Genomic DNA, 23,817 nt, shown 5'->3' on the forward strand with positions numbered 1-23,817 from the left:
GATGGCTGAAAATAACGCTAAAAAAGAGCAAGTTCATACAGTATTCCAAAATATTTCAAAAAAATACGATAGATTAAATAACATCATTAGCTTCGAACAACACAAAGTTTGGAGAAAACGTGTTATGAAAGAAATGTCAGTTAAGAAAGGTAGTACAGCTTTAGATGTATGTTGTGGTACTGCCGATTGGACAATCGCATTAAGTAAAGCAGTTGGCCCTCAAGGAGAGGTGACTGGACTAGATTTCAGTGAAAACATGCTAGAAGTTGGGAAAGAAAAGACAGCTCACATGGACAACATTCATTTAGTCCATGGTGATGCAATGAATTTACCTTTCGATGATGCGTCATTTGATTATGTAACAATTGGGTTTGGTTTGAGAAATGTACCTGACTACTTAGGTGCACTAAAAGAGATGGAACGTGTGCTTAAACCAGGTGGTATGATTGTCTGTCTAGAGACTAGCCAACCAACATTACCAGTATTCAAACAAGTTTATCGTTTATATTTCAAATTCGTAATGCCTATATTTGGTAAGTTATTCGCAAAATCTAAAGAAGAATACGAATGGTTACAACAATCAACCTTTGACTTCCCAGGTAAAGAAAAATTAAAACGACTATTTGAACAAGCAGGATTTAGTAATATTAAAGTACGTAGCTTCACAGGTGGCGTTGCTGCAATGCACCTTGGCTATAAACAAAAATGATCAGACCAAAGGTGATTAACGTGGCAAAGTTAAACATGAACAATGAAATAAAAAAAGTTGAAAAGCGTCTTGAACAAGCTATCCATAGTCAAGATAAGGTACTTGAAGAGGCTGCTTTTCATTTACTATCTTCAGGGGGAAAGCGTGTAAGACCAGCTTTTGTTATCCTTAGTAGCCAATTCGGTAAAGAAGAAGGCGTTTCTGAAGATACTTACAAAGTAGCCGTCGCATTAGAACTTATTCATATGGCAACATTAGTTCATGATGATGTCATAGATAAAAGTGATAAACGTAGAGGCCGTTTAACTATATCTAAAAAATGGGATCAAACTACAGCTATTATTACAGGCAATTTTTTACTAGCATTAGGTCTACAACATTTATCGGAAATTAAAGATAAACGTGTTCATGAAATATTATCAGAATCTATTGTAGATGTCTGTCGAGGAGAGCTATTCCAATTTCAAGATCAATTCAATAGCCAACAAACGATGACCAACTATTTACGACGAATCAATCGTAAAACTGCACTCTTAATTCAACTTGCTACCGAGGTTGGTGCAATTACAGCTGGCTCGGATATTAAAACAGTACGCAAGTTAAAAATGATTGGCCATTACATCGGTATGAGTTTCCAAATAGTTGATGATATTCTTGACTTCACAAGTACTGAAAAGAAACTAGGTAAACCTGTAGGTAGTGACCTAATGAACGGGCATATTACTTTACCAGTGCTACTTGAAATGAAAGATGATTCAACATTTAAGCAAATGATTGAAGATCTAAACCCAAATAGTGATAAAGAACAATTTGAAGCATGTATCAACATCATTCGTCAATCAAATAATATTCAAGTTTCAAAAGATATTAGCGAAAAATATTTAGATAAAGCACTAAATTTAATTGATGAATTAGAAGATAATCAAGCACGTAACTTGTTTAAAAAGTTAATTAAAAAAATGGGCTCTCGGAATGTGTAGAGAATGTAAATCGACTTGAAAGCGCTTTAAATAATTGGTATGATAATAATTAGCTAGGTTATTAATAGCCGGACAAGTCAAATTATACATACACTAGAAACTTGTTACATTAAATTACAGGGGGACTACGCAAGTGGAACGTACATTTTTAATGATTAAACCAGATGCAGTACAAAGAAATTTAATTGGAGAAATTATTTCTCGAATTGAAAACAAAGGATTAAAACTTGTAGGCGGTAAGTTAATGCAAGTACCACAAGAATTAGCAGAAAAACATTATGGTGAGCATGAAGGAAAACCTTTCTACAATAATTTAATCTCTTTCATTACTTCAGCACCAGTTTTTGCAATGGTTGTTGAAGGTGAAGATGCTGTTGCAGTATCTCGTCATATTATCGGAAGTACAAACCCATCTGAGGCTGCTCCTGGTTCAATTAGAGGAGATTTAGGTTTAACAGTTGGTAGAAATATCATCCACGGTTCTGACTCTGTTGAATCAGCAGAAAGAGAAATTAACTTATGGTTCAAAGAAGAAGAAATCAGTAGTTACGAATCTCCTAGAGACGCTTGGTTATACGAATAATATTAAACATAAAACGTTATTCATTTTATCCAGAGTGATGTGTCCATGACACATCACTTTTTTATTTTCTTTGAGATTATTATCTCAATTACAAGAATTATCAAATTTATATACTAAATCATAATTATGAGAAGTTCATTTTTTTAAAATCAATAAATATAGTGATCACTTGCTAAACTTATATTGATTTATTGATTATGATATGATTAAACCAATATAATAATTTATAAAAGAACTCAAGGGAAAGGAGTGTGCTTTGATGAGATATTTAACCTCTGGTGAATCACATGGCCCACAACTAACAGTAATTATTGAAGGTGTACCAGCTAATTTGGAAATTAAAGCTGAAGATATTAATAAAGAGATGTTTAAGAGACAAGGTGGCTACGGTAGAGGACGTCGTATGCAGATTGAAAAAGATGCTATTGAAATTGTTTCTGGTGTAAGAAATGGTTATACCTTAGGTAGTCCTATCACACTTGTCGTTACAAACGATGACTTTACACATTGGAGAAATATTATGGGTGTTGAGCCAATAAGCGATGAAGAAAGAGAAAATATGAAACGTACAATTACTAAACCTAGACCAGGTCATGCAGACCTTATTGGTGGTATGAAGTACAACCATCGTGATCTTCGTAATGTTTTAGAACGTTCATCAGCTAGAGAAACAGCTGCTCGTGTAGCTGTTGGCGCTGTGTCTAAAATTTTATTAGACCAATTAGATATCCATATCTATAGTCGTGTAGTAGAAATTGGTGGTATCAAAGACGAAGGTTTATATGATGTTGATACATTTAAATCTAATGTAGATAAAAACGACGTTCGAGTTATTAACGAAGATATCGCTCAACAAATGAGAGATAAAATAGATCAAGCTAAAAAAGATGGCGACTCAATTGGTGGCGTCGTTCAAGTTATGGCTGAAAACATGCCTGTAGGTATAGGTAGTTATGTCCATTACGATAGAAAATTAGATGGCCGTATTGCTCAAGGTGTTGTAAGTATCAATGCGTTTAAAGGTGTGAGTTTCGGTGAAGGTTTTAAAGCAGCTGAGAAACCTGGTAGTGAAATTCAAGATGAAATCATGTATAACGAAACACAAGGATACTACAGAGCATCAAATCATTTAGGTGGTTTTGAAGGTGGTATGTCTAATGGGATGCCAATTATTGTTAATGGTGTAATGAAACCAATACCAACTTTATATAAACCTTTAAACTCTGTAGATATCAATACTAAAGAAGATTTCAAAGCGACTATTGAAAGATCTGATAGTTGTGCTGTGCCAGCAGCAAGTGTTGTTTGTGAACATGTCGTTGCATTCGAACTTGCTAAAGCCCTACTAGAAGAATTTCAAGCCAATCATATCGACCAACTTAAAGCACAAATAACAGAACGCAGACAATTAAATATCGAATTCTAATTCGTATAATTCAGGTGATTAAATATGAAGTTAAACACAACATACGCTAACAATAACTATCCTATCATTGTAGAACATGGCGCGATCAATCAATTAAATGATATCAACAAATCATATGATCAATCATTTTTTATCATCGATGATACTGTTTATCATTTATTTAAGGACAAATTAGACCAATTAATCCAAACTAATCATGCTACTAAAATAATCATACCATCGGGTGAACAAACAAAGACATTTGCACATTTCCATGACATCATTGAATCCATACTCAGTTATCAAATTACACGTAACACGTCAATTGTAGCTATTGGTGGTGGTGCAACAGGAGATTTTGCTGGATTCGTTGCATCAAGTTTATTAAGAGGCGTTGCATTTATACAAGTACCGACGACCATTTTAGCTCACGATTCAAGTATCGGAGGTAAAGTAGGTATTAATTCGCAACATGGTAAAAATCTGATAGGTGCCTTTTATCGTCCTAGTGCCGTTTTATATGATTTAGACTTTTTATCAACGTTGCCTTATAGTGAAGTACTTAGTGGTTATGCGGAAGTTTATAAACATGCTTTGCTCAATGGTGAAGCAGATACTAGACAAATAGAACAGCATTTTTCAAATAAAGACGCTTTAGCCTCATTAAATGATATGGAAATATATATTTATAAAGGAATTGAAACGAAACTCAATATTGTAATTAATGATGAAAAAGAGCAAGGTGTTCGTAAATTTTTAAATTTAGGACATACCTTCGGACATGCTATTGAGTATAAATATAAAATACCACATGGGCATGCAGTAATGATTGGTATTGTATATCAGTTTATTGTAGCGAATCACTTATTAAAAACAAACTACGATATTAATCATTACTTAAATTATTTAGATGCTTTAGCATATCCAATCCATATCATTAAAGAACTTGATTTCGATGACATTTATCAATTTATGCTTTTAGATAAAAAGAACAATCATGATGGCATTCAGATGGTATTATTAAAATCTTTAGGTAATGCAGTCGTTCAACACGTTGATCAATCTACACATCTAGCTGCATTTAAAGAACTTCAATCAAAAATTAAGTAGGTGAATAAATGATGTCGACTGCAGAAACAATTCAAATTAATGGTCCTTTGCAAGGCGAAATAGAAGTCCCAGGGGATAAATCAATGACACATCGAGCGATTATGCTCGCTTCATTAGCCACAGGACAAACACAAATATACAAACCTTTACTTGGTGAAGATTGTAAACGAACAATGAATATTTTTAGACTTTTAGGTGTTTCAATTACCGAAGAAGAAGATAGATTAATTGTCGATTCACCTGGCTACCAACATTTTAAAACACCTCACCAAGTGCTCTATACAGGTAATTCAGGAACTACCACACGCTTATTAGCTGGTCTACTAAGCGGCATTGGTATTGAAAGTGTACTATCTGGTGATGTGTCTATTGGTAAAAGGCCTATGGATAGAGTGCTTAATCCTTTATTACAAATGAATGCAAATATTTGTGGTGTAGAGGGTAACTATACGCCACTCATTATTAAGCCTTCCGAAATCAAAGGAATGACTTATACAATGGAAGTAGCAAGCGCTCAAGTAAAAAGTGCTATTTTATTTGCAAGCATTTTTTCAAAGGAATCCTCGAGTATTACTGAAATTGATGTGAGTCGTAACCATACTGAAACGATGTTTAATCATTTTAATATCCCTATTACTGTAAATGGTAAAACGATTATCACAGAGCCTTTAGCAGTACAAGATATAAAACCACATGACTTCCATGTACCTGGAGATATTTCTTCAGCAGCCTTTTTCATCGTTGCAGCCTTAATAACTCCTGGAAGTGATGTTACAATTCATAATGTTGGCATTAACCCAACACGTTCCGGTATCATAGATATCGTTCAACAAATGGGTGGTCGTATTGAGTTAACTAATGTAACTGAAGAAGCTGAACCAACAGCGTCTATTAGAGTTCAATACACACCTAATTTAAAGCCAATACAAATTCATGGAGAACTAGTACCAAGAGCCATAGATGAATTACCAGTGATTGCATTATTATGTACACAAGCATCAGGTACAAGCGTTATTAAAGATGCTGAAGAGTTGAAGGTTAAAGAAACGAATCGTATCGATACAACAGCAGACATGCTAAATCAATTAGGTTTCGAATTACAACCTACAAATGATGGACTTATTATTCATCCGTCGGAATTTAAAACAAGTGTGACTGTAGATAGTCAAACTGATCATCGTATTGGTATGATGTTAGCTATTTCATCTTTATTAAGTTCTGAACCTTTAACGATTGAACAATTTGATGCAGTCAATGTTTCATTTCCAGGCTTCTTACCAAAACTAAAGCTTTTAGAAAATGAGGGAAAATAGTAATGGAAGATATCTACAAATTAATAGACGATATCAATTTACAAAAACTAACAAATTTAGATACACGTGTGAATGAAGTGCTTAGTTCTAATAACGATGACGCATTATTCATATTAGGTGAAACGCTATATAATTTTGGCTTAACACCTCAAGGTTTAGAAGTTTTCAGAACGTTATACCATAGATATCCTGATGAAAGTGAATTACTCATTTACTTTATTGAAGGATTAATGTCAGAGAATCAAACTGATGAAGCGTTAGAATATTTAAGTCAAGTTGAAGCATCTACTGAAAAACTAATGCTTGAAGCCGACTTATATCAACAAATAAACATGCTTGAAGTCGCAATCGATAAGATACAAGCAGCCATTCAGCTAGAACCAAACGATCCTATTTTACACTTTGCATTAGCAGAATTACTTTATTTTGATGGACAATATCTGCGTGCAACTACTGAATATGAGACTGTACTTGAAACAGGTGAATATGAAGTGAATGGTATCAATCTGTTCTCGAGACAAGCAGATTGTAGTTTACAAAGTGGGAACTATAGCGATGCGATTCGTTTATATGATGAAATTAATGAAACTGAGATGAATTCAGAAGATTATTTCAAAAAAGCAATTGCATATGAAAAAAATGATATAACGCAAGAAGCCATTAAGATTATGAAGTCATTATTATCTAAAGATCCTGACTTCTTACAAGGGTACTTCTACTTACAATCTTTATACGAAAACGAGAAAAATTATCCTGATGCCATTGAAATTGGTAAAGAGGGATTAAGACTTAGTCAATTTTATAAAGAACTAATGGTATCAACTGGTAGTTTAGAAATAGAACATGGCGATGCTAATGAAGGTGTTACTTTATTAAAACAAGCATTAGAAGTAGACAATGCTTATCATGAACCATTACTTATTTTAAGTGATTTATATAGAAGTGAAGAGGACTACGAAGCTATAATTGAATTATTAACTTATGTAGATGAAGAAGACCTAGATCCTGTATTTATGTGGCATTTAGCCTATGCATATGGGCAAGAAGAGAGAGACAAAGAAGCACAACATTTCTTTGAACTGGCTTATCCTACACTTAAATCACAATCTGAATTTTTAAGTGACTACTATTTCTATTTATTAGAAATTGGTCAAAAAGATCAAGCTAAATCAATACTAGACCAATTATTAGAAATGGATCCAAGTAATGAAACATGGCACGATGAAGCTATGAGATTACAGTCTTAAAAGGGTGATTAATAAATGAATAACTCCCTAACTAAAATGAAACAAAGCTTTATCGAATATCTTTTATTTCATTATGAATTTAAATCTCGAATTTCAGTTTGGGTATTAAATTATTTGAAAGCGAGTCCTAAAAAGCTACAATATATCCATTTTGTTGATGAAAGCATCAAACACCATCAAACTTTACAGATTGCAGAAGTAGATTCACATGCTTCTGCAATTCAATTTAATGATAGACATCAACAACTAGTTAATACGAATGCAATTTTCGAATTGATAGCTAATAACGAATTTTCATTTGATATTCAATTACATTTTTCACCTAAGGAACAACGTGAAAGCCGCTTAGATGATCTGATACTTGCACAATTAATTCATTCACCGAATTATTCATCTTATGTACAAGATTTATATGCCATTTCGATGAATGAACGTAAACAAGCAACATTAATCGAGCGCTTGCAAGATAATATTGATTTAAGTCTTCAAATGAAAGAACAAGAACGGTTTTATCAATTAACACAAATTCTGAACGTTCTAAAGTCTAAACAAATTAAAAACGATAACGGAGACTATAACGATGACAATTAAACAATATTGGGAAGTTTCATTGTATTATCGTCCATTTTTAATTTTTTTACTTATATGCAACGTATTAGGGACAATTTATGGTTACGATTGGTATAGTGGTCAACTCTATATCACTCCTACTTATTTTTTACCATTTGTACCTGATAGTCCAACCGCTTCATTATTTTTATCAATTGCGATTGGTTTATTATTATTTAATCGATCATCATCGATTATCGAAGCGCTTGCCTTTGTCACACTCGTAAAATATGGTGTTTGGGCAGTGATTATGAACATCATCATGTTTATGATTGATGGTGAGATAACTATAAATGGACTCATGCTCTTGTTATCTCATGGAATTATGGCACTTCAAGCCTTTTACTTTTATCCTCGTTTTAAAATTACGACAATAGGCTTTATCGTCTCTTTCATTTGGGTGTTAGTGAACGATTATATTGATTACGTAAAAATGCAATTTCCTTATTATAAGTTTATTGCTTCCCATGTTGTAGAAATTGGAGTATTATCTATTTGTCTAAGTATCATTTCACTAATTTTATATTTATATTTAGAACGTATCATTAAAGTTAAATCATTTGATTAAAGTGCATTTTGACAGTAGAATATGATTAAAGGAGAGTGAGTTTATTGTCTTTAATATCAATGATTATTTATTTTGTAATATTAATGGTCATCCCTATGTGGGCACAACATAAAGTTAAATCTAATTATGAAAAATACTCACAGGTTAGATCCACTAGTGGTAAAACTGGTCGTGAAGTAGCTGAAGAGATTTTACATGCAAACGGCATTTACGATGTCGATGTAGTTAAAGGTGATGGCTTCTTAACAGACCACTATGACCCAAACAAAAAAGTTGTTTGTTTATCTCCTGCAAACTACGATAGACCTTCTGTTGCTGGTACAGCTATTGCAGCCCACGAATGTGGACACGCAATACAACACCAACAAGGTTATGTTTTCTTAAGATTCAGATCAGCATTGGTACCTGTTGCAAACTTAGGTAGTTCACTAAGTTATATGGTTATTATGTTAGGTATCGTGTTAACTGCATTAGGCAGTGCATTCGGATCTACTGCATTATGGATTGGTGCAGGTTTAATGTCACTTGCTGTTTTATTCTCAATAGTGACATTACCAGTCGAATTCGACGCCAGTTCACGTGCAATGAAACAAATCACAGCATTGAATATCGTAAATGAGAAAGAGTACAAACACGCTAAGAAGGTATTATCAGCTGCAGCAATGACATATGTTGCATCTACTGCAGTAGCATTAGCCGAATTAGCTCGTATTATTTTAATCGCTAGATCAAGTGATTAAATCTATCAGACTTAAATTAAGACAGACCTAATGGTTGATATCGTCCAAATGATGATATCAACCATTTTTTGTTGAAAACAAACACTCACTTTGATTGCACTAAGAATGCATATCACTTTATTTTGATATATACTATATTAGAAATGCATTCAAAGGAGAGACGTTAATTGAAATCAATGACTCAAATGCAAAAAGAAGTAGATGATTATATTAGTCAATTTAAAGCAGGTTATTTTTCTCCATTAGCTAATCTTGCTAGACTAACAGAGGAAGTCGGAGAATTGTCTAGAGAAATCAATCATCAATACGGCGAAAAGAAAAAGAAAGATACAGAAGAAGAGAATACAATTAAAGCAGAATTAGGCGACAATTTATTTGTATTATTATGTATTGCCAATTCTCTAGATATCGATATGACAGAAAGCTTTAATGAAACAATGGACAAATTTAATACTCGAGATCATGATCGATTCGAAAGAAAATAAATCGTTAAAATTAATAGAGAAAGGATGGGTTATTGATGAAAATAGGTATTACTTGTTACCCGTCCATGGGTGGTTCAGGCATTATTGCTACAGAATTAGGCATAAAAATGGCAGAAAGAGGACACGAAGTCCATTTTATCACTTCCAATATACCATTTAGAATCCGCAAACCATTACCAAATATGATTTTCCATCAAGTCGAAGTGAATCAATATGCCGTTTTCCAATATCCACCATATGATATTACGTTAAGTACAAAAATTTCAGAGGTCATTAAAGAATATGATTTAGACATTCTACATATGCACTATGCTGTACCACATGCAATATGTGGTATTTTAGCGAAGCAAATGTCAGGTAAAGATATTAAAATAATGACGACCTTACATGGTACAGACATTACTGTACTCGGCTATGATCACTCATTAAAAGGTGCCATTAAATTTGGTATAGAAGAAAGTGATATCGTTACAAGTGTGAGTCATTCTTTAGCAGAACAAACAAAAGAAATTATTCATACTGATAAAGAAATTGTACCAATTTATAATTTTGTACGAGAAAATGAATTTCCAACACGACATGATGAAACCTTTAAAACTGACTATGGCATCTCACCCGATGAAAAGGTGCTCATACATGTTTCTAACTTTAGATCCGTCAAACGTATCGACACTATTATTGAAACGTTTGCCAAAGTACATGACAAAATACCTAGTAAATTAGTTCTCTTAGGTGATGGGCCTGAACTTATTGATATGCGTCAAAAAACTCGAGATTTAGGCGTTGAAGAACATGTACTATTTTTAGGCAAACAAGATAATGTGAGTGCATTTTATCAATTGTCAGATTTAGTACTCTTATTAAGCGAAAAAGAAAGTTTTGGTTTAACACTATTAGAAGCAATGAAAACAGGCGTCGTACCTATAGGGTCAAACGCCGGCGGTATTAAAGAAGTTATCAAACATGGTGAAACAGGCTATATTGTTGATGTAGGGGATAGCGATCAAGCATCACATTATGCCATTAAATTGTTACAAGATCGCAAACTTTATGAACAATTTCAGTCGCAAATGCTTTTAGACATTGAGCAACGTTTTGGTTCAGAACTAATTACTGATCAATATGAATATTATTATCGTAAAATGCTAAATAAAGGTGAGGACTTGCATGAGTAATGAACTATTTGAAAGAGCTAAACCAATTTTAAACCAAATACAACAACATGGATATCAAGCTTATTATGTTGGTGGTTCTGTTAGAGATTACTTAATGCAACGTCCAATCCATGATATAGATATCACTACGAGTGCTACGCCATATGAAATCGAGTCAATTTTTGACCATACGATTCCAGTTGGTAAAGAGCATGGCACGATTAATGTAGTATACAATCGTGAGAACTACGAAGTAACTACGTTTCGTGCAGAAGAAGAATATATTGATCATCGACGACCTAGTGACGTACATTTTGTTCGAGATTTATATGAAGATGTACAACGTCGTGATTTTACCATTAATGCCATTGCAATGGATACAGATTATCAAACATTTGATTATTTTAGTGGCGAAGATGATATTAACAATGGCATTATCAGAACGGTCGGTCAACCTACTGAACGATTTGAAGAGGATGCACTACGCATATTACGAGGATTACGGTTTCAGTCACAACTTAATTTCAAAATTGAGTATCATACGTATAATGCTATGGCAAATCAAATGGAAGATATTAAATATTTATCAATTGAACGTATCATCGTTGAACTAAAAAAATTAATTTCTGGTCAAAATGTTGCAAAGAGCTATCATCATCTCATCGAATTAAAGGCGTTTAACTTTATACCTTATTTTCAAAATTTCGAAATGCATCAATTAAACATAGATGAACCAATACATTTCGATACATGGATTGCGTTAATTAATTCAAAATTTGATGAACAACAACCTTTGTCACCGCTTAAAATCAGTAATAAAGAGAAGTCACATATTAAACAACTCACGACTATCATTAATCAATTACCAACCATTAACACTAAAAAAGATTTAATAATGATGGTATATGATTTTGATATCAATGATATATTAACCGTAATCGAGCTCAGCACACTACTCTCTAAAAACCAATTTGAGACACCCAATCCACTGATAATTAATCCACAAACCATTATGGAAAGTTATCATCAATTACCAATTAATGAAAGACAACAACTTGCTGTTAATGGTAGTGATTTAATGCAATATTTAAATCAACGAGGTGGACCTTGGGTAAAAGATGTTTTGCGACAAATAGAATGTGCAGTGGTAACGAAACAAGTTATTAACTCACACGATGAAATAATGAAATGGGTGGATAATCATGTCGAAATATAGTCAAGATGTCGTTAGAATGTTATATGAACATCAACCTGAATACATTTCAGGTCAATACATTGCAGATCAATTAAATATTTCAAGAGCAGCAGTTAAAAAAGTTATTGATCAATTAAAAATGAATGGATGTCATATTGAATCGATTAATCATAAAGGGCATTTACTGAAACAATTACCTGATCAATGGTACAGTGGCATTGTTAATCCAATTATTGAGCAACGTCACATTTTTGACTATGTTGACGTTATGAGTACAGTTGATTCAACTCAACTCAAAGCAAAGCAAGCACTAGTTGGGAACCAGGATTCATTTATTATTTTAAGCGATGAACAAACGAAAGGGCGTGGACGTTTCAATAGATATTGGCGTTCTACTAAAGGAAAAGGCCTTTGGATGTCCGTTGTTTTACGTCCTGATGTACCATACGCAATGATTCCTAAATTTAATTTGTTTATGGCATTAGGCATTAGAGATGCGATACAACAATTTTCTAAAGATGAGGTCACCATTAAATGGCCAAACGATATATACATAGATGGAAAAAAGGTATGTGGCTTTTTAACTGAAATGGTTGCCAATTATGATGCTATTGAAGCAATCATATGTGGTATAGGCATTAATATGAATCATGATCCGTCTGATTTTGATGAAGAGATTCAACATAGCGCAACCAGTATACGTATTCATGCTGAAAACGACTTTAATAGATATGAATTTCTAGATGTATTAACACAAAATATTGAACGCCGCTATCAACAATTTTTAACTGTTCCATTTGAAGAGATTAGAGAAGAGTATATTGATGCAACAAATATGTGGAATAAACAATTACGTTTTACTGAAAATGATAAACAATTTATTGGTGAAGCGATAGATATTGATCATGATGGATTTTTAATGGTAAAAGATGATGAAGGGCAACTTAGAAGGTTAATCAGTGCAGATATAGAATTATAACAAAGTTAACTAGGAGAGATAGCTATGGGAATAGCAACATATGCAGTTGTTGATTTGGAAACAACAGGTAATCAACTAGATTATGATGATATTATCCAAATCGGCATTACATTCGTTCGACAAAATAAAATAATAGGCACGTATCATTCAATGATTCGAACTGATTTGGATATACCACCGTTTATTCAAGCACTCACTTCTATAGAAGAGACAATGCTAGAACAAGCGCCGTATTTCAAAGAGATTGCCCAAGATATCTATCAACAATTGCAAGATTGTGTATTTGTTGCACATAATGTCGCATTTGATTTGAACTTCATTAAAAAAGCGTTTAAAAATTGTAATATCAAATACCGTCCAAAACGTGTGATGGATACGTTAGAGCTATTTAAAATTGCATTCCCAACAGATAAAAGCTATCAGCTTAGTGAATTAGCTGAGGCACATGATATTCCTTTAAACAATGCACATAGAGCCGATGAAGATGCGACTACAACAGCACATTTGATGATAAAAGCCTTTGAAAAGTTCGAACAATTGCCATTAGATACCTTAAAACAATTGTATTATTTAAGTAAGGACTTAAAATATGATTTATATCACATTTTATTTGAAATGGTACGCCAACATGATAACGCTACGTTAGATAGTCAATATGGCCAATTCGAACAAATCATCTATAAAAAGCAGGTTGATCTAAAAGGACCAGTTACAGAATTTAATGGAACGCTAAAAACACTATATAAAAAAGCAACAAAACAATTAGGCTTAACCTATCGACCACAACAACTTTATTTGTCAGAAATCATATTAGAACAACTCATGCATAGTGAAAAAGCGATGATTGAAGCACCGCTTGGAAGTGGAAAGTCATTAGCATATCTATTAGCGGCGTTAATGTATAATATCGAAACTGGTAGACATGTAATGATTTCAACTAATACCAAATTGTTACAAAGTCAATTATTAGAAAAAGATATTCCAGCACTTAATCAAGCACTTGATTTTAAAGTCAATGCAACATTAATTAAAAGCAAAAATGACTATATCTCTTTAGGACTAATCAGCCAAATCTTAAAAGAAGAAACAAATAATTACGAAGTTAGCATTCTTAAAATGCAATTATTAATATGGATAACAGAAACACACACAGGTGATATTCAAGAATTGAATTTAAAAGGCGGACAGAAAATGTATTTCGATCAGAAGATTGAGACTTATGTGCCAGTCCGTCATGATATCCATTACTATAATTATCTCAAACGTAATGCGCAAAATATCCAAATAGGTATTACCAATCATGCACATCTAATTCATTCGGATGCTGAAAATTCTATTTATCAAATGTTTGATGATTGTATTATTGATGAAGCACATCGATTACCAGATTATGCACTTAATCAAGTAACCAATGAGTTAAATTATGCAGATATTAAATATCAGTTAGGTTTGATAGGTAAAAACGAAAATGAAAAACTTTTAAAAGCCATCGATCATTTAGAACAACAACGTATTTTAGAGAAACTAGACATTGCACCTATCGATGTTTTTGGTTTGAAATCTAATATTAATGACATACATGAACTCAATGAGCATTTATTTGACGATATATATGACATTATTCAAAACTCAGACGTGTATGATGATGATATTCATAAATATCATTATGTTTATGAATTTGAAAATGACCCAATTCTGAAGGACTTACATCTTTTAATAAACAAACTTAATAAAACATTAGAAGTCTTTAATGGAATGAGTCATAAGACGATTAAAACCATGCGTAAACAACTACTATATCTAAAAGAATGCTTTAGACAAATTGAACAAAGTCTAAAAAATCAACATACAAGCTTTATATCAATTAAAAATTTAAGTCAGAAGTCTACAATTCGTTTATTTGTTAAAGATTATGCTGTTAAAGATATTTTGACACAACAGGTTTTAGACAAATTTAATGCTTTAACCTTTATATCAGGTACATTAACATTTAATCATTCATTCGATTCCTTTAAAAACTGGTTCAATAAGGATGTACAATTTAATACGTACGAGGTCACTACATCTGTTCAAAACACTAAAAATACAAATGTTTTTATCCCTTCAGATGTAGCACCATACAATTATAAAAATATTGATGATTATGTCGCATCTATTGTCAATTATGTTATTGAATATACCAATACTACGGAATCTAAATGTCTCATATTATTTACCAGCTATAAAATGATGCATATGGTTCAAGACATGTTAAATGAATTACCGGAATTTGAAGATTATGTGATCCTAACACAGCAACAAAACCAAAATTACAAGATTGTTCAACAATTTAATCACTTCGATAAATCTATTTTATTGGGCACATCTACGTTCTTTGAAGGGTTTGACTTCCAAGCGAATGGTATCAAATGTGTCATGATTGCTAAATTGCCATTTATGAATAAAAACAATGCAAAATATTGGCTAATGGATTCAGAGTTTGAATCTACTTTCAAAGATTATGTATTACCTGATGCTGTTACCCGATTTAGACAAGGATTAGGCCGTTTAATAAGACATGAAAATGATAAAGGCTTAATTGTGTCATTTGATGACCGCTTAGTTAATAGTAATTATAAAAGTTTTTTTGAACAAACATTAGAAAATTATCGACAGAAAAAAGGTGATTTGAATCAATTTAGTAAATTATTGAAACAAATCCAAAAGTCAGTTGATAAAGATATAAGTAAATAATAAAAGTGGTAATCACGATTCAACGTGATTACCACTTTTAAATTCATATCATATTTAAATCGTGAGTATATGCACATACTTTTAATTCAAGTTCTAGAAGTTAACTACATATTTTGTTAAAATAAACAGGTATTGAAAAAAAGATAAAAAAATAGGAGACTAGTTATGAAAACAACGATTAAACAAGCAAAACAACATCTTAACCAAGAAGTGACAATCGGTGCTTGGTTAACTAACAAACGTTCTAGTGGTAAAATTGCGTTTTTACAATTACGTGATGGAACTGGATTTATGCAAGGTGTCGTAGTTAAATCTGAAGTAGACGAAGACGTTTTTAACTTATCTAAAGAGATTACACAAGAGTCTTCTTTATATGTAACAGGTACGATCACAGAGGATAATCGTTCAGACTTAGGTTATGAAATGCAAGTTAAATCGATTGAAGTCATTCATGAAGCACATGATTATCCAATCACACCAAAGAATCATGGTACAGAGTTCTTAATGGATCATCGTCACTTATGGTTACGTTCTAAAAAGCAACATGCAGTGATGAAAATTAGAAATGAAATCATTAGAGCAACATATGAATTCTTTAATGAAAATGGTTTTACAAAAATTGATCCACCTATTTTAACAGCGAGTGCACCAGAAGGTACAAGTGAATTATTCCATACAAAATATTTTGATGAAGATGCCTTCTTATCACAAAGTGGACAATTATATATGGAAGCTGCAGCAATGGCACATGGCCGTGTATTTTCATTTGGACCGACATTCCGAGCTGAAAAATCAAAAACAAGACGTCATTTAATTGAATTCTGGATGATTGAACCAGAAATGGCGTTTACTGAACATGCAGAAAGCTTAGAAGTACAAGAACAATATGTAGCACATGTTGTTCAATCAGTTCTAAAAAATTGTCAATTAGAGCTTAAAGCATTAGATCGTGACACTTCTAAATTAGAAAAAGTAGCAGCACCATTCCCAAGAATTACGTATGATGATGCTGTTAAGTTTTTAAAAGAAGAAGGTTTCGACGACATAGAGTGGGGCGAAGATTTCGGAGCACCACATGAAACAGCCATCGCAAATCATTATGATTTACCAGTATTTATTACAAATTATCCAACTAAAATTAAGCCGTTCTATATGCAACCAAATCCAGATAATGAAGATACTGTATTATGTGCTGATTTAATCGCACCTGAAGGTTACGGTGAAATTATTGGTGGTTCAGAACGTATTAATGATTTAGAGTTATTAGAACAACGTATTAATGAACACGAATTAGATCCTGAAGCTTATAGTTATTACCTAGATTTACGTCGCTACGGTAGCGTGCCTCACAGTGGTTTTGGTCTTGGATTAGAACGAACTGTTGCTTGGATCTCTGGTGTAGAACACGTGCGAGAAACATCACCATTCCCACGTTTATTAAATCGTTTATACCCATAACATTGAATGAATTCAATTTAGATAGATACTACACTTACTAAGCCTGGGACATAGCATCATGTCACAGGCTAGATTTTTATATTAGTTATAGCTTTTTTTCTTTATTACATATAATGATGGGAGGGGTAAGATGGATAAATTTCAATTAAAAACAAGACCTGTCGTTATTCGCCGAGAATTGCTTGATCATTACAGTGAATTAGGATTAGATGAACAAGACTTAATTATATTAATCAAGCTTATCTATGCATCTGAAACGTCAAACAAGCAACCATCGATTGAATTATTACAAAAAGGGTCTAATATGCAACCACGTGAAGTAACAGCTGTTATCCAAAATTTAATTCAACGTGAGCTATTAGAATTGAATGTTAATAAAGATGAAGAAGGACGCTTCACTGAATATATGAATTTAGATCCTTTTTATGAGAAGTTAAGTCAATTACTCAAAAAAGAAACAATAGATACCAATGTACAAAGTGATAAAGAAAAGTTTAAAACTTTATTCCAAATGATTGAGCAAACGTTTGCGAGACCTTTATCACCATATGAAATTGAAACATTAAATCAATGGATCGACGTTGATCAACACGATATTGATATTATTCAAGCAGCACTAGATGAAGCTAATAGTCAGAACAAGTTGAGCTTTAAGTACATGGATCGCATATTATTAAATTGGAAGAAGAATAATGTTAAAACTATCGATGATTCAAAAGAAATTCGTAAACAATTTAATAAACCTAAGATGAAACATACAGTTAAAAAGGTGCCTAAATTCGATTGGTTAAATGGAGAGAAATCAGATGATAAGTAAGAAAAAAGCATTAGAAATGATCGATGTCATAGCAGATATGTTCCCAGATGCAGAATGCGAGCTGAGACATGACAATGCATTCGAACTCACAATTGCTGTGCTTTTATCAGCACAATGTACGGATATATTAGTCAATAAAGTAACTAAATCATTGTTTGCCAAATATAAAACACCCGAAGACTATTTGAATGTCAGTGATGAAGAATTACAAAGCGATATTAAATCGATAGGCTTATATAGAAATAAAGCTAAAAATATTAAAAAATTATGTCAATCATTATTAGACAAGTTTGATGGTGAAATTCCACAAACACATCAAGAATTAGAAAGTCTAGCAGGTGTAGGTCGTAAAACTGCGAATGTTGTAATGAGTGTTGCATTTAATGAGCCTTCACTCGCTGTAGATACGCATGTAGAACGGGTATCTAAACGATTAGGTATTAATCGTTGGAAAGATAATGTGAGACAAGTAGAAGATAGACTTTGCTCTGTTATACCTAAAGAACGATGGAACAAAAGTCACCATCAACTCATTTTCTTCGGAAGATATCATTGCTTAGCTCGTAAGCCTAAATGCGATATTTGTCCTTTATTCAATGATTGCAGAGAAGGTCAGAAACGATATAAAGCAAGTTTGAAAGAAGCGTGAAATAAATGATTGAAAAACAAGATTTTGAGGATTTAGAACAACAACTTGATACATTAGCAAGTCAAAAAAAGTTAAATTCATCAGAAGCTAAACCTTTACTTGATCATTATTTTGAATTGATTATAGATTATTTTAAACAAATTAATGAGATTAGTGATTTTGACTTAACTTTATTAGATAACTATCCAGTCGTGCCAATGAACTTTTCAGAGCGTTATCAATATATGCAAGCTCGAAAATATCATTTTATGGGATATAGACAAATGAAAACATTAAAATCAGAACTCATTAAAATGAATGCCTCATATCAAATTCGAAAAAAGAGAAAATAAATAGTTAGAAATAGTTTATAAAAACTCGCTAATCAGACATATCTGTTATTAGCGAGTTTATTTTTGTATACTGGAACATAAAAAAAGCACAAACCTTGTTGTAAGGTTTGTGCTTTTCGTCTATGCGTTATGATACTTTATTGTTAAATATCGCATTGAAACTAAATAGACGAGTTAAGGCATTGCCACTTTGTTGTTGTGAGCTAGTACCTTGTTGTTGTGAACTGCCATTTGAACTGTTTGATGAACCATTAGAACCGTTTGTGTTACTACTGTTAGATGATGACGAATCACTGTCGCCATGTGTACTCTTATTAGTAGTATCGTTGTCAGGGTGACCACTAACAGATAATGATTCTGGATCGCTACCTTCAACTGAGCTTGGTTTTTCAAAGTCTTTACCATCTCTAGAAGAAATGTCTGACATAACGTCTTCGAATAGGTATTGTGGATATTCTTGTTCTGAATGTCCAACGAATGAGTTAGTACCGTATTCTTTAACTTTGTTGAAGCCCATCCACACTGACATAGTGTATTGAGGTGAGAATCCGTTAATCCAAACGTCTTTGGCTGCATTATCAGGTAAGTTATATTGACTGTAAATTTCAGCACCATAAGTACCTGTACCTGTTTTAGCACCCATGTTAACGCCAGATACACCGTGTCCATAAGCAGAACCGTAAGCTTTGAAAGTACCTTTAAGCATTTCAGCTAACATGTATGCTGTAGAATCTTTCATTGCTTTATGGCTTGTATGATCATATTCAATCGTATCGCCATCATGAGTGACAACTTTTTGAATTGAATGTGCATTGTTATACGTACCGCCATTAGCAATTGCAGCAAACGCTGATGCTAATTGAGTAGGTGAGAATTCAGATGAAGAACCACCTAATACTTCAGAAGGTCCAATTTTACCATCGTAATCTAAACCAACTTTAGATGCGAATTTCTTAGGCGCATCATTACCGGCACTTTCTTTTGTTTGTTGCCATGCTTTTAAGGCTGGAATATTGAAACTTTGACGTAAAGCATCATAGATGTTTACTATACCATGACTCTTAGTATCATAGTTTCGGAATGTAGATCCGTCGACTTGATATGAAGATTCATCTTGAAGTGCATGGTTTGTTGCCCAATGCATGTTTTCAATAGCTGGACCATAAGCTAAGAATGGTTTTAGTGATGAACCAGTAGGGTGAGCATCTGTAGCTTGGTTTCTGTCAACAACGTCTTTATAATTACGTCCACCAGAAATGGCTACTAAACCACCAGTTTTACTATCTAAGATAGTTGCACCAACTTGTTGGTCATCATTTTTGTAGAAGCTACCATTATTAATCTTATCTTGAAGCGTTTGTTGAACGTCTTTATCCATATTAGTATAGATTTTAATACCGCTTTGAAGAACGTTACCTAAGTTTTCATCTTTGAAGTGTTTGTTATTCATTAATTCTGATTTAACAAAGTTCACATAAGATGCTAATTCAGGATCTTTTTCTTCAGTCGTATTTTGACGTTCTTTATCAGTTCTTTGAACTAAATTAGCTTTAAGATCGATTTTCTTAGCTTTTGCATATTCTTTGTCGCTAATTCTGTGATGCATATGCATTAAGTATAGCACTGTATCTTTACGACTCTCAGCTTCTTTAGGATGATCATAAATATTATAATTATTAGGTACTTGTGGTAAACCAGCTAAGTAAGCTTCTTCAGCTAAGTTTAAGTCTTTAAGGTCTTTATTAAAGTAGTACTTAGCAGCCGCTTTAACACCAGTTACACCATCAGAGTAGTAAATCTTATTCAAGTAAACTTGGAAGATTTCATCTTTACTATACTCTTGCTCTAATCGGTAAGAAAGGTAAGCTTCTTGCGCTTTACGACCGATAGATTTTTGTTGAGACAAGAATGCATCTTTAACAACTTGTTGCGTTAAAGTTGAAGCACCTTGTGCACCAAATCCACCAGTTAAGTTTTTCCCAACTGCACCGAACAGACGTTTATAGTCTAAAGCACCGTGATCATAGAAGCGATTATCTTCAGTAGCTAATACGGCATCTTTCATACCTTGAGGTACATCTTTGAGATTGACATGTTCATGACGTTGACCATAATCTAACGTCTTGACTAAGTCACCATTTTTATCATAAATCTTAGCAGGAATTGGATCCTCTAACTTAGATTCTGTAAAAGCAGGTGCTTTCCATGCATAATATGCAAATAGTAAGATACCGAGCAGCAATAGAACAATAAAGGCAATAAACATAAAGCCAATAATCTTAATAATCGTTCTCTTCACATTTCTATTCTTTTTTTCGTCGGACTTCCCATTATTGCCATTATTTTTAGGCTGAGAAGACCCTTTGTTTTCCGTCATACGCGGTCCTCACTTTCATCTAATATCAACTTATCAACTGCTTTGAGGTAATTCAATCTAGGTTGATACTGATAAGGAATATGGTAACCATTTTTTCGTATTTCATCAACTGTTATTGATTTTTTAATATCCTTTTGATATCTATTCCAAAAGAATTCAAATTTAGAATAAGGTAATAGATATACTTCATCAAGTGATTTAAATCTTATCATTAAAAAAACAATACCGTGTTGTTGGTATGTGTTTCTCATATGATCCACTTGATGATCATGAATATTATTCAAAGGGAAGGATGTTTTATTCTTCGTTTCCTTTGCTTCAAAATCAATATAATAGCCATTATAGACACCATTATAATCAGTTGTTGAAGGCGTACGAAAATAAGCTTCATTTATCACAGCTTTACTCCGTTTGGGATAATGAACATTCACTATCTGAACAGGAGTAGGTTTCTTGTGAATGACTGCGATGCCACGTTTTAAATAAAAAGCATTAGAATGCTCAATATCTTTTTCAAGTGACATACCTCGTCCGCCATACTCAATACTACTTGAATTTGACGTCGATTTGCGTCCGTCCAAAGACTTATTTTCTTTGTATGGTTGACCATTAGGATAATTCATATATTTCACCACACAAGCTTGGTAGTAAACTGCAATTATTATACACAACAATTTACGATTTACCAAACTTTTATAAAATTAATGTATATTTAACTAACCAAAAATACATCAAACCTTATTTTAACGTGCTTTCATCAAATAAACAATAAAAACAATCACATTTATCTTCACGTATATATACTATTTTTCTACCATTTTAATGATGTGACATTAATGAGTTAATGCGAAAAACATAAAAAAATATATTTTGATAGTATATTATGTCTAGTACTTATTGTATAACCCTATGTATGACGCTTTAAAAACATTATGGTAAATTAGTAATGTAGGAGGCAATTGAATGCTAGATACTATTCGACAGTTAATAGAAGAAGTCAATTATATGAATGACACTTACGAACAAGTTAGAAAACATGACGAAGATAAAGACTTCCACAAAGTAGTTGAACCTTATGTCCGTCATATAGATTCTCAATTAAAACAATTAAAAACATATGAACAATCACTGATTGATACGACTTATATGAATAAACCAAAACTAGATTTATTAATTAAAAATATTGAAGAACTTTCCGTTGAATGCCATTTTAAACGAACAAGTAGAAAACTTTTCACTGAAAAAATAAAAGCGGTACAATATGATTTGAACAATATTTTAAATAAACATGTTTAAAGAGGGAAATTATGGTTAAAACTGTTTATATCACAGGGTATAAATCTTATGAATTAAATATTTTTAAAGATGATGCACCTGAAGTTTACTATTTAAAAGAATTTATTAAACATAAAATTGAACAATTATTAGATGAAGGATTAGAATGGGTTTTAATTCAAGGTCAGATGGGAATTGAATTATGGTCAGCAGAAGTTGTGATTGAATTAAAAGAAACATATCCTGAGCTTAAACTAGGTGTTATTACACCCTTTGAAGGTCATACAACAAAATGGAACGAACAAAATCAAACGAAATACATAAATATTATTAATCATGCAGATTTCATAGAAAGTGTATTTCATTCAGAGTATCAAGGACCATTCCAATTCAAACAAGCTGACCAATTTATGTTAGACCATACTGATCAAACTTTATTAATATATGATGAGGAACAAGAGGCTAGCCCTAAATTCTTCAAATCGATGTTAGTTGATTTTATGGAAAAAACAAACTATACTTGTGATATTGTGACGTTTGATGAACTCACTGAATTCATCAACGACTTGCAGTGGTCTCAAGATCAAAGTTTCGAATGAGGTGGAAAAAATGTCAGATGTTTCATTAAAATTATCAGCGAAAGATATTTATGAAAAAGATTTTGAAAAAACTATGGCTCGTGGCTATAGAAGAGAAGAAGTAGATGCTTTTTTAGATGATATTATTACAGATTATCAAAAAATGGCAGACATGAATAACGAAGTTGTAAAACTTTCAGAAGAAAACCACAAACTGAAAAAAGAACTTGAAGAATTAAGATTACGCGTAGCGACAACTAGACCACAAGAGAATAAAAACTTTTCTTCAAATGGTTCTAACAATGCATCATCAAATAATGTTGATATTTTAAAACGTATTTCTAATTTAGAAAAAGCAGTATTTGGGAAATAATAAATGAAAAGGTTGAGACAATCCGTGTGATATATGCCAATGAGTTATATCGCAAAACTTATAAGTCTTGTGACACATATACTTTTTATTAATGAAGGTGATGTCATCTTACTTGAAAAAGCTTTGTCTCAACCTTTTTTTATGTTAT

The 23,817-nt window shown here is 32.6% G+C and carries 24 protein-coding genes; 22 read left to right on the top strand and 2 right to left on the bottom strand.

What is annotated here, in order from left to right; genetic code table 11:
• Nucleotide 1: 1 nt before the first annotated feature.
• From P7F85_RS06640 to P7F85_RS06730, 19 genes are all read left to right on the top strand, one after another.
• Entirely contained in the window at nucleotides 2–709 is a 708-nt protein-coding gene (locus tag P7F85_RS06640; protein ID WP_002465741.1) for a demethylmenaquinone methyltransferase, read from the top strand.
• A 20-nt stretch (nucleotides 710–729) separates the two neighbouring features.
• Nucleotides 730–1,689 (top strand): polyprenyl synthetase family protein, encoded by a 960-nt coding sequence (locus P7F85_RS06645; protein ID WP_002465768.1) that lies wholly within the window; start codon nucleotides 730–732, stop codon nucleotides 1,687–1,689.
• Between the two features lie 133 nt (nucleotides 1,690–1,822).
• Nucleotides 1,823–2,272, top strand: coding sequence for a nucleoside-diphosphate kinase (gene ndk / locus P7F85_RS06650; protein WP_002451137.1), 450 nt, complete (start codon nucleotides 1,823–1,825; stop codon nucleotides 2,270–2,272).
• A 259-nt stretch (nucleotides 2,273–2,531) separates the two neighbouring features.
• On the top strand, nucleotides 2,532–3,698 hold the full coding sequence (gene aroC, locus P7F85_RS06655; protein WP_015364988.1) for a chorismate synthase: 1,167 nt from the start codon (nucleotides 2,532–2,534) through the stop codon (nucleotides 3,696–3,698).
• Nucleotides 3,699–3,722: 24 nt separating this feature from the next.
• Nucleotides 3,723–4,787: a 3-dehydroquinate synthase gene (aroB, locus tag P7F85_RS06660; protein ID WP_002465790.1), complete on the top strand. Its 1,065-nt coding sequence runs from the start codon at nucleotides 3,723–3,725 to the stop codon at nucleotides 4,785–4,787.
• Between the two features lie 11 nt (nucleotides 4,788–4,798).
• Nucleotides 4,799–6,100, top strand: a complete 1,302-nt coding sequence (gene aroA, locus P7F85_RS06665) for a 3-phosphoshikimate 1-carboxyvinyltransferase (protein WP_015364989.1) — start codon at nucleotides 4,799–4,801, stop codon at nucleotides 6,098–6,100.
• A 2-nt stretch (nucleotides 6,101–6,102) separates the two neighbouring features.
• Nucleotides 6,103–7,347 carry a tetratricopeptide repeat protein gene (locus tag P7F85_RS06670; protein ID WP_015364990.1) on the top strand — a complete coding sequence of 415 codons (1,245 nt, stop codon included), beginning with the start codon at nucleotides 6,103–6,105 and terminating at the stop codon, nucleotides 7,345–7,347.
• Nucleotides 7,348–7,362: 15 nt separating this feature from the next.
• Complete coding sequence (locus tag P7F85_RS06675) at nucleotides 7,363–7,938, top strand: YpiB family protein (protein ID WP_002466631.1); 576 nt, start codon at nucleotides 7,363–7,365, stop codon at nucleotides 7,936–7,938.
• Nucleotides 7,928–8,524, top strand: a complete 597-nt coding sequence (locus tag P7F85_RS06680) for a DUF1405 domain-containing protein (protein ID WP_015364992.1) — start codon at nucleotides 7,928–7,930, stop codon at nucleotides 8,522–8,524. The genes P7F85_RS06675 and P7F85_RS06680 overlap by 11 nt, the downstream gene beginning before the upstream one ends.
• 44 nt (nucleotides 8,525–8,568) lie before the next feature.
• Nucleotides 8,569–9,264 carry a zinc metallopeptidase gene (locus P7F85_RS06685; RefSeq protein ID WP_002451145.1) on the top strand — a complete coding sequence of 232 codons (696 nt, stop codon included), beginning with the start codon at nucleotides 8,569–8,571 and terminating at the stop codon, nucleotides 9,262–9,264.
• A gap of 167 nt (nucleotides 9,265–9,431) precedes the next feature.
• The gene (locus P7F85_RS06690) at nucleotides 9,432–9,749 is read left to right on the top strand and encodes a nucleotide pyrophosphohydrolase (RefSeq protein ID WP_002466603.1); all 318 of its coding nucleotides are present in this window, start codon (nucleotides 9,432–9,434) and stop codon (nucleotides 9,747–9,749) included.
• Between the two features lie 35 nt (nucleotides 9,750–9,784).
• The gene (gene bshA / locus P7F85_RS06695) at nucleotides 9,785–10,924 is read left to right on the top strand and encodes an N-acetyl-alpha-D-glucosaminyl L-malate synthase BshA (protein ID WP_002466605.1); all 1,140 of its coding nucleotides are present in this window, start codon (nucleotides 9,785–9,787) and stop codon (nucleotides 10,922–10,924) included.
• The gene (locus P7F85_RS06700) at nucleotides 10,917–12,119 is read left to right on the top strand and encodes a CCA tRNA nucleotidyltransferase (RefSeq protein WP_002466608.1); all 1,203 of its coding nucleotides are present in this window, start codon (nucleotides 10,917–10,919) and stop codon (nucleotides 12,117–12,119) included. Before bshA ends, P7F85_RS06700 begins: the two co-directional genes overlap by 8 nt.
• The gene (locus tag P7F85_RS06705; RefSeq protein WP_002466619.1) at nucleotides 12,106–13,077 is read left to right on the top strand and encodes a biotin--[acetyl-CoA-carboxylase] ligase; all 972 of its coding nucleotides are present in this window, start codon (nucleotides 12,106–12,108) and stop codon (nucleotides 13,075–13,077) included. Before P7F85_RS06700 ends, P7F85_RS06705 begins: the two co-directional genes overlap by 14 nt.
• Nucleotides 13,078–13,101: 24 nt before the next feature.
• Nucleotides 13,102–15,810 (top strand): helicase C-terminal domain-containing protein, encoded by a 2,709-nt coding sequence (locus P7F85_RS06710; RefSeq protein ID WP_002466610.1) that lies wholly within the window; start codon nucleotides 13,102–13,104, stop codon nucleotides 15,808–15,810.
• Between the two features lie 165 nt (nucleotides 15,811–15,975).
• Nucleotides 15,976–17,268: an asparagine--tRNA ligase gene (asnS, locus tag P7F85_RS06715; RefSeq protein ID WP_002451151.1), complete on the top strand. Its 1,293-nt coding sequence runs from the start codon at nucleotides 15,976–15,978 to the stop codon at nucleotides 17,266–17,268.
• Nucleotides 17,269–17,398: 130 nt separating this feature from the next.
• Nucleotides 17,399–18,085: a DnaD domain-containing protein gene (locus P7F85_RS06720; RefSeq protein ID WP_002466615.1), complete on the top strand. Its 687-nt coding sequence runs from the start codon at nucleotides 17,399–17,401 to the stop codon at nucleotides 18,083–18,085.
• Entirely contained in the window at nucleotides 18,075–18,734 is a 660-nt protein-coding gene (gene nth / locus P7F85_RS06725; protein WP_002466632.1) for an endonuclease III, read from the top strand. The genes P7F85_RS06720 and nth overlap by 11 nt, the downstream gene beginning before the upstream one ends.
• 5 nt (nucleotides 18,735–18,739) lie before the next feature.
• Nucleotides 18,740–19,066, top strand: a complete 327-nt coding sequence (locus P7F85_RS06730; protein WP_002466604.1) for a YpoC family protein — start codon at nucleotides 18,740–18,742, stop codon at nucleotides 19,064–19,066.
• Nucleotides 19,067–19,193: 127 nt separating this feature from the next.
• Here the strand turns inward: P7F85_RS06730 and P7F85_RS06735 are convergent, their stop codons facing one another.
• Together P7F85_RS06735 and recU are read right to left on the bottom strand one after the other, a co-directional pair.
• Nucleotides 19,194–21,443, bottom strand: coding sequence for a transglycosylase domain-containing protein (locus P7F85_RS06735; protein ID WP_046464385.1), 2,250 nt, complete (start codon nucleotides 21,441–21,443; stop codon nucleotides 19,194–19,196).
• Complete coding sequence (recU, locus tag P7F85_RS06740; RefSeq protein WP_002466620.1) at nucleotides 21,440–22,066, bottom strand: Holliday junction resolvase RecU; 627 nt, start codon at nucleotides 22,064–22,066, stop codon at nucleotides 21,440–21,442. Before recU ends, P7F85_RS06735 begins: the two co-directional genes overlap by 4 nt.
• A 340-nt stretch (nucleotides 22,067–22,406) precedes the next feature.
• On the opposite strand from recU, the gene P7F85_RS06745 reads away from it, so the two are divergent.
• The 3 genes from P7F85_RS06745 to gpsB are packed head-to-tail and all read left to right on the top strand — an operon-like array spanning nucleotide 22,407 to nucleotide 23,669.
• Nucleotides 22,407–22,739, top strand: coding sequence for a DUF1798 family protein (locus P7F85_RS06745; RefSeq protein ID WP_002466611.1), 333 nt, complete (start codon nucleotides 22,407–22,409; stop codon nucleotides 22,737–22,739).
• Between the two features lie 11 nt (nucleotides 22,740–22,750).
• Nucleotides 22,751–23,317, top strand: a complete 567-nt coding sequence (locus P7F85_RS06750) for a DUF1273 domain-containing protein (protein ID WP_002466629.1) — start codon at nucleotides 22,751–22,753, stop codon at nucleotides 23,315–23,317.
• A gap of 10 nt (nucleotides 23,318–23,327) precedes the next feature.
• Nucleotides 23,328–23,669: a cell division regulator GpsB gene (gene gpsB, locus P7F85_RS06755; protein ID WP_002451159.1), complete on the top strand. Its 342-nt coding sequence runs from the start codon at nucleotides 23,328–23,330 to the stop codon at nucleotides 23,667–23,669.
• Nucleotides 23,670–23,817: the final 148 nt, after the last annotated feature.

The organism is Staphylococcus sp. aM, assembly GCF_052975125.1.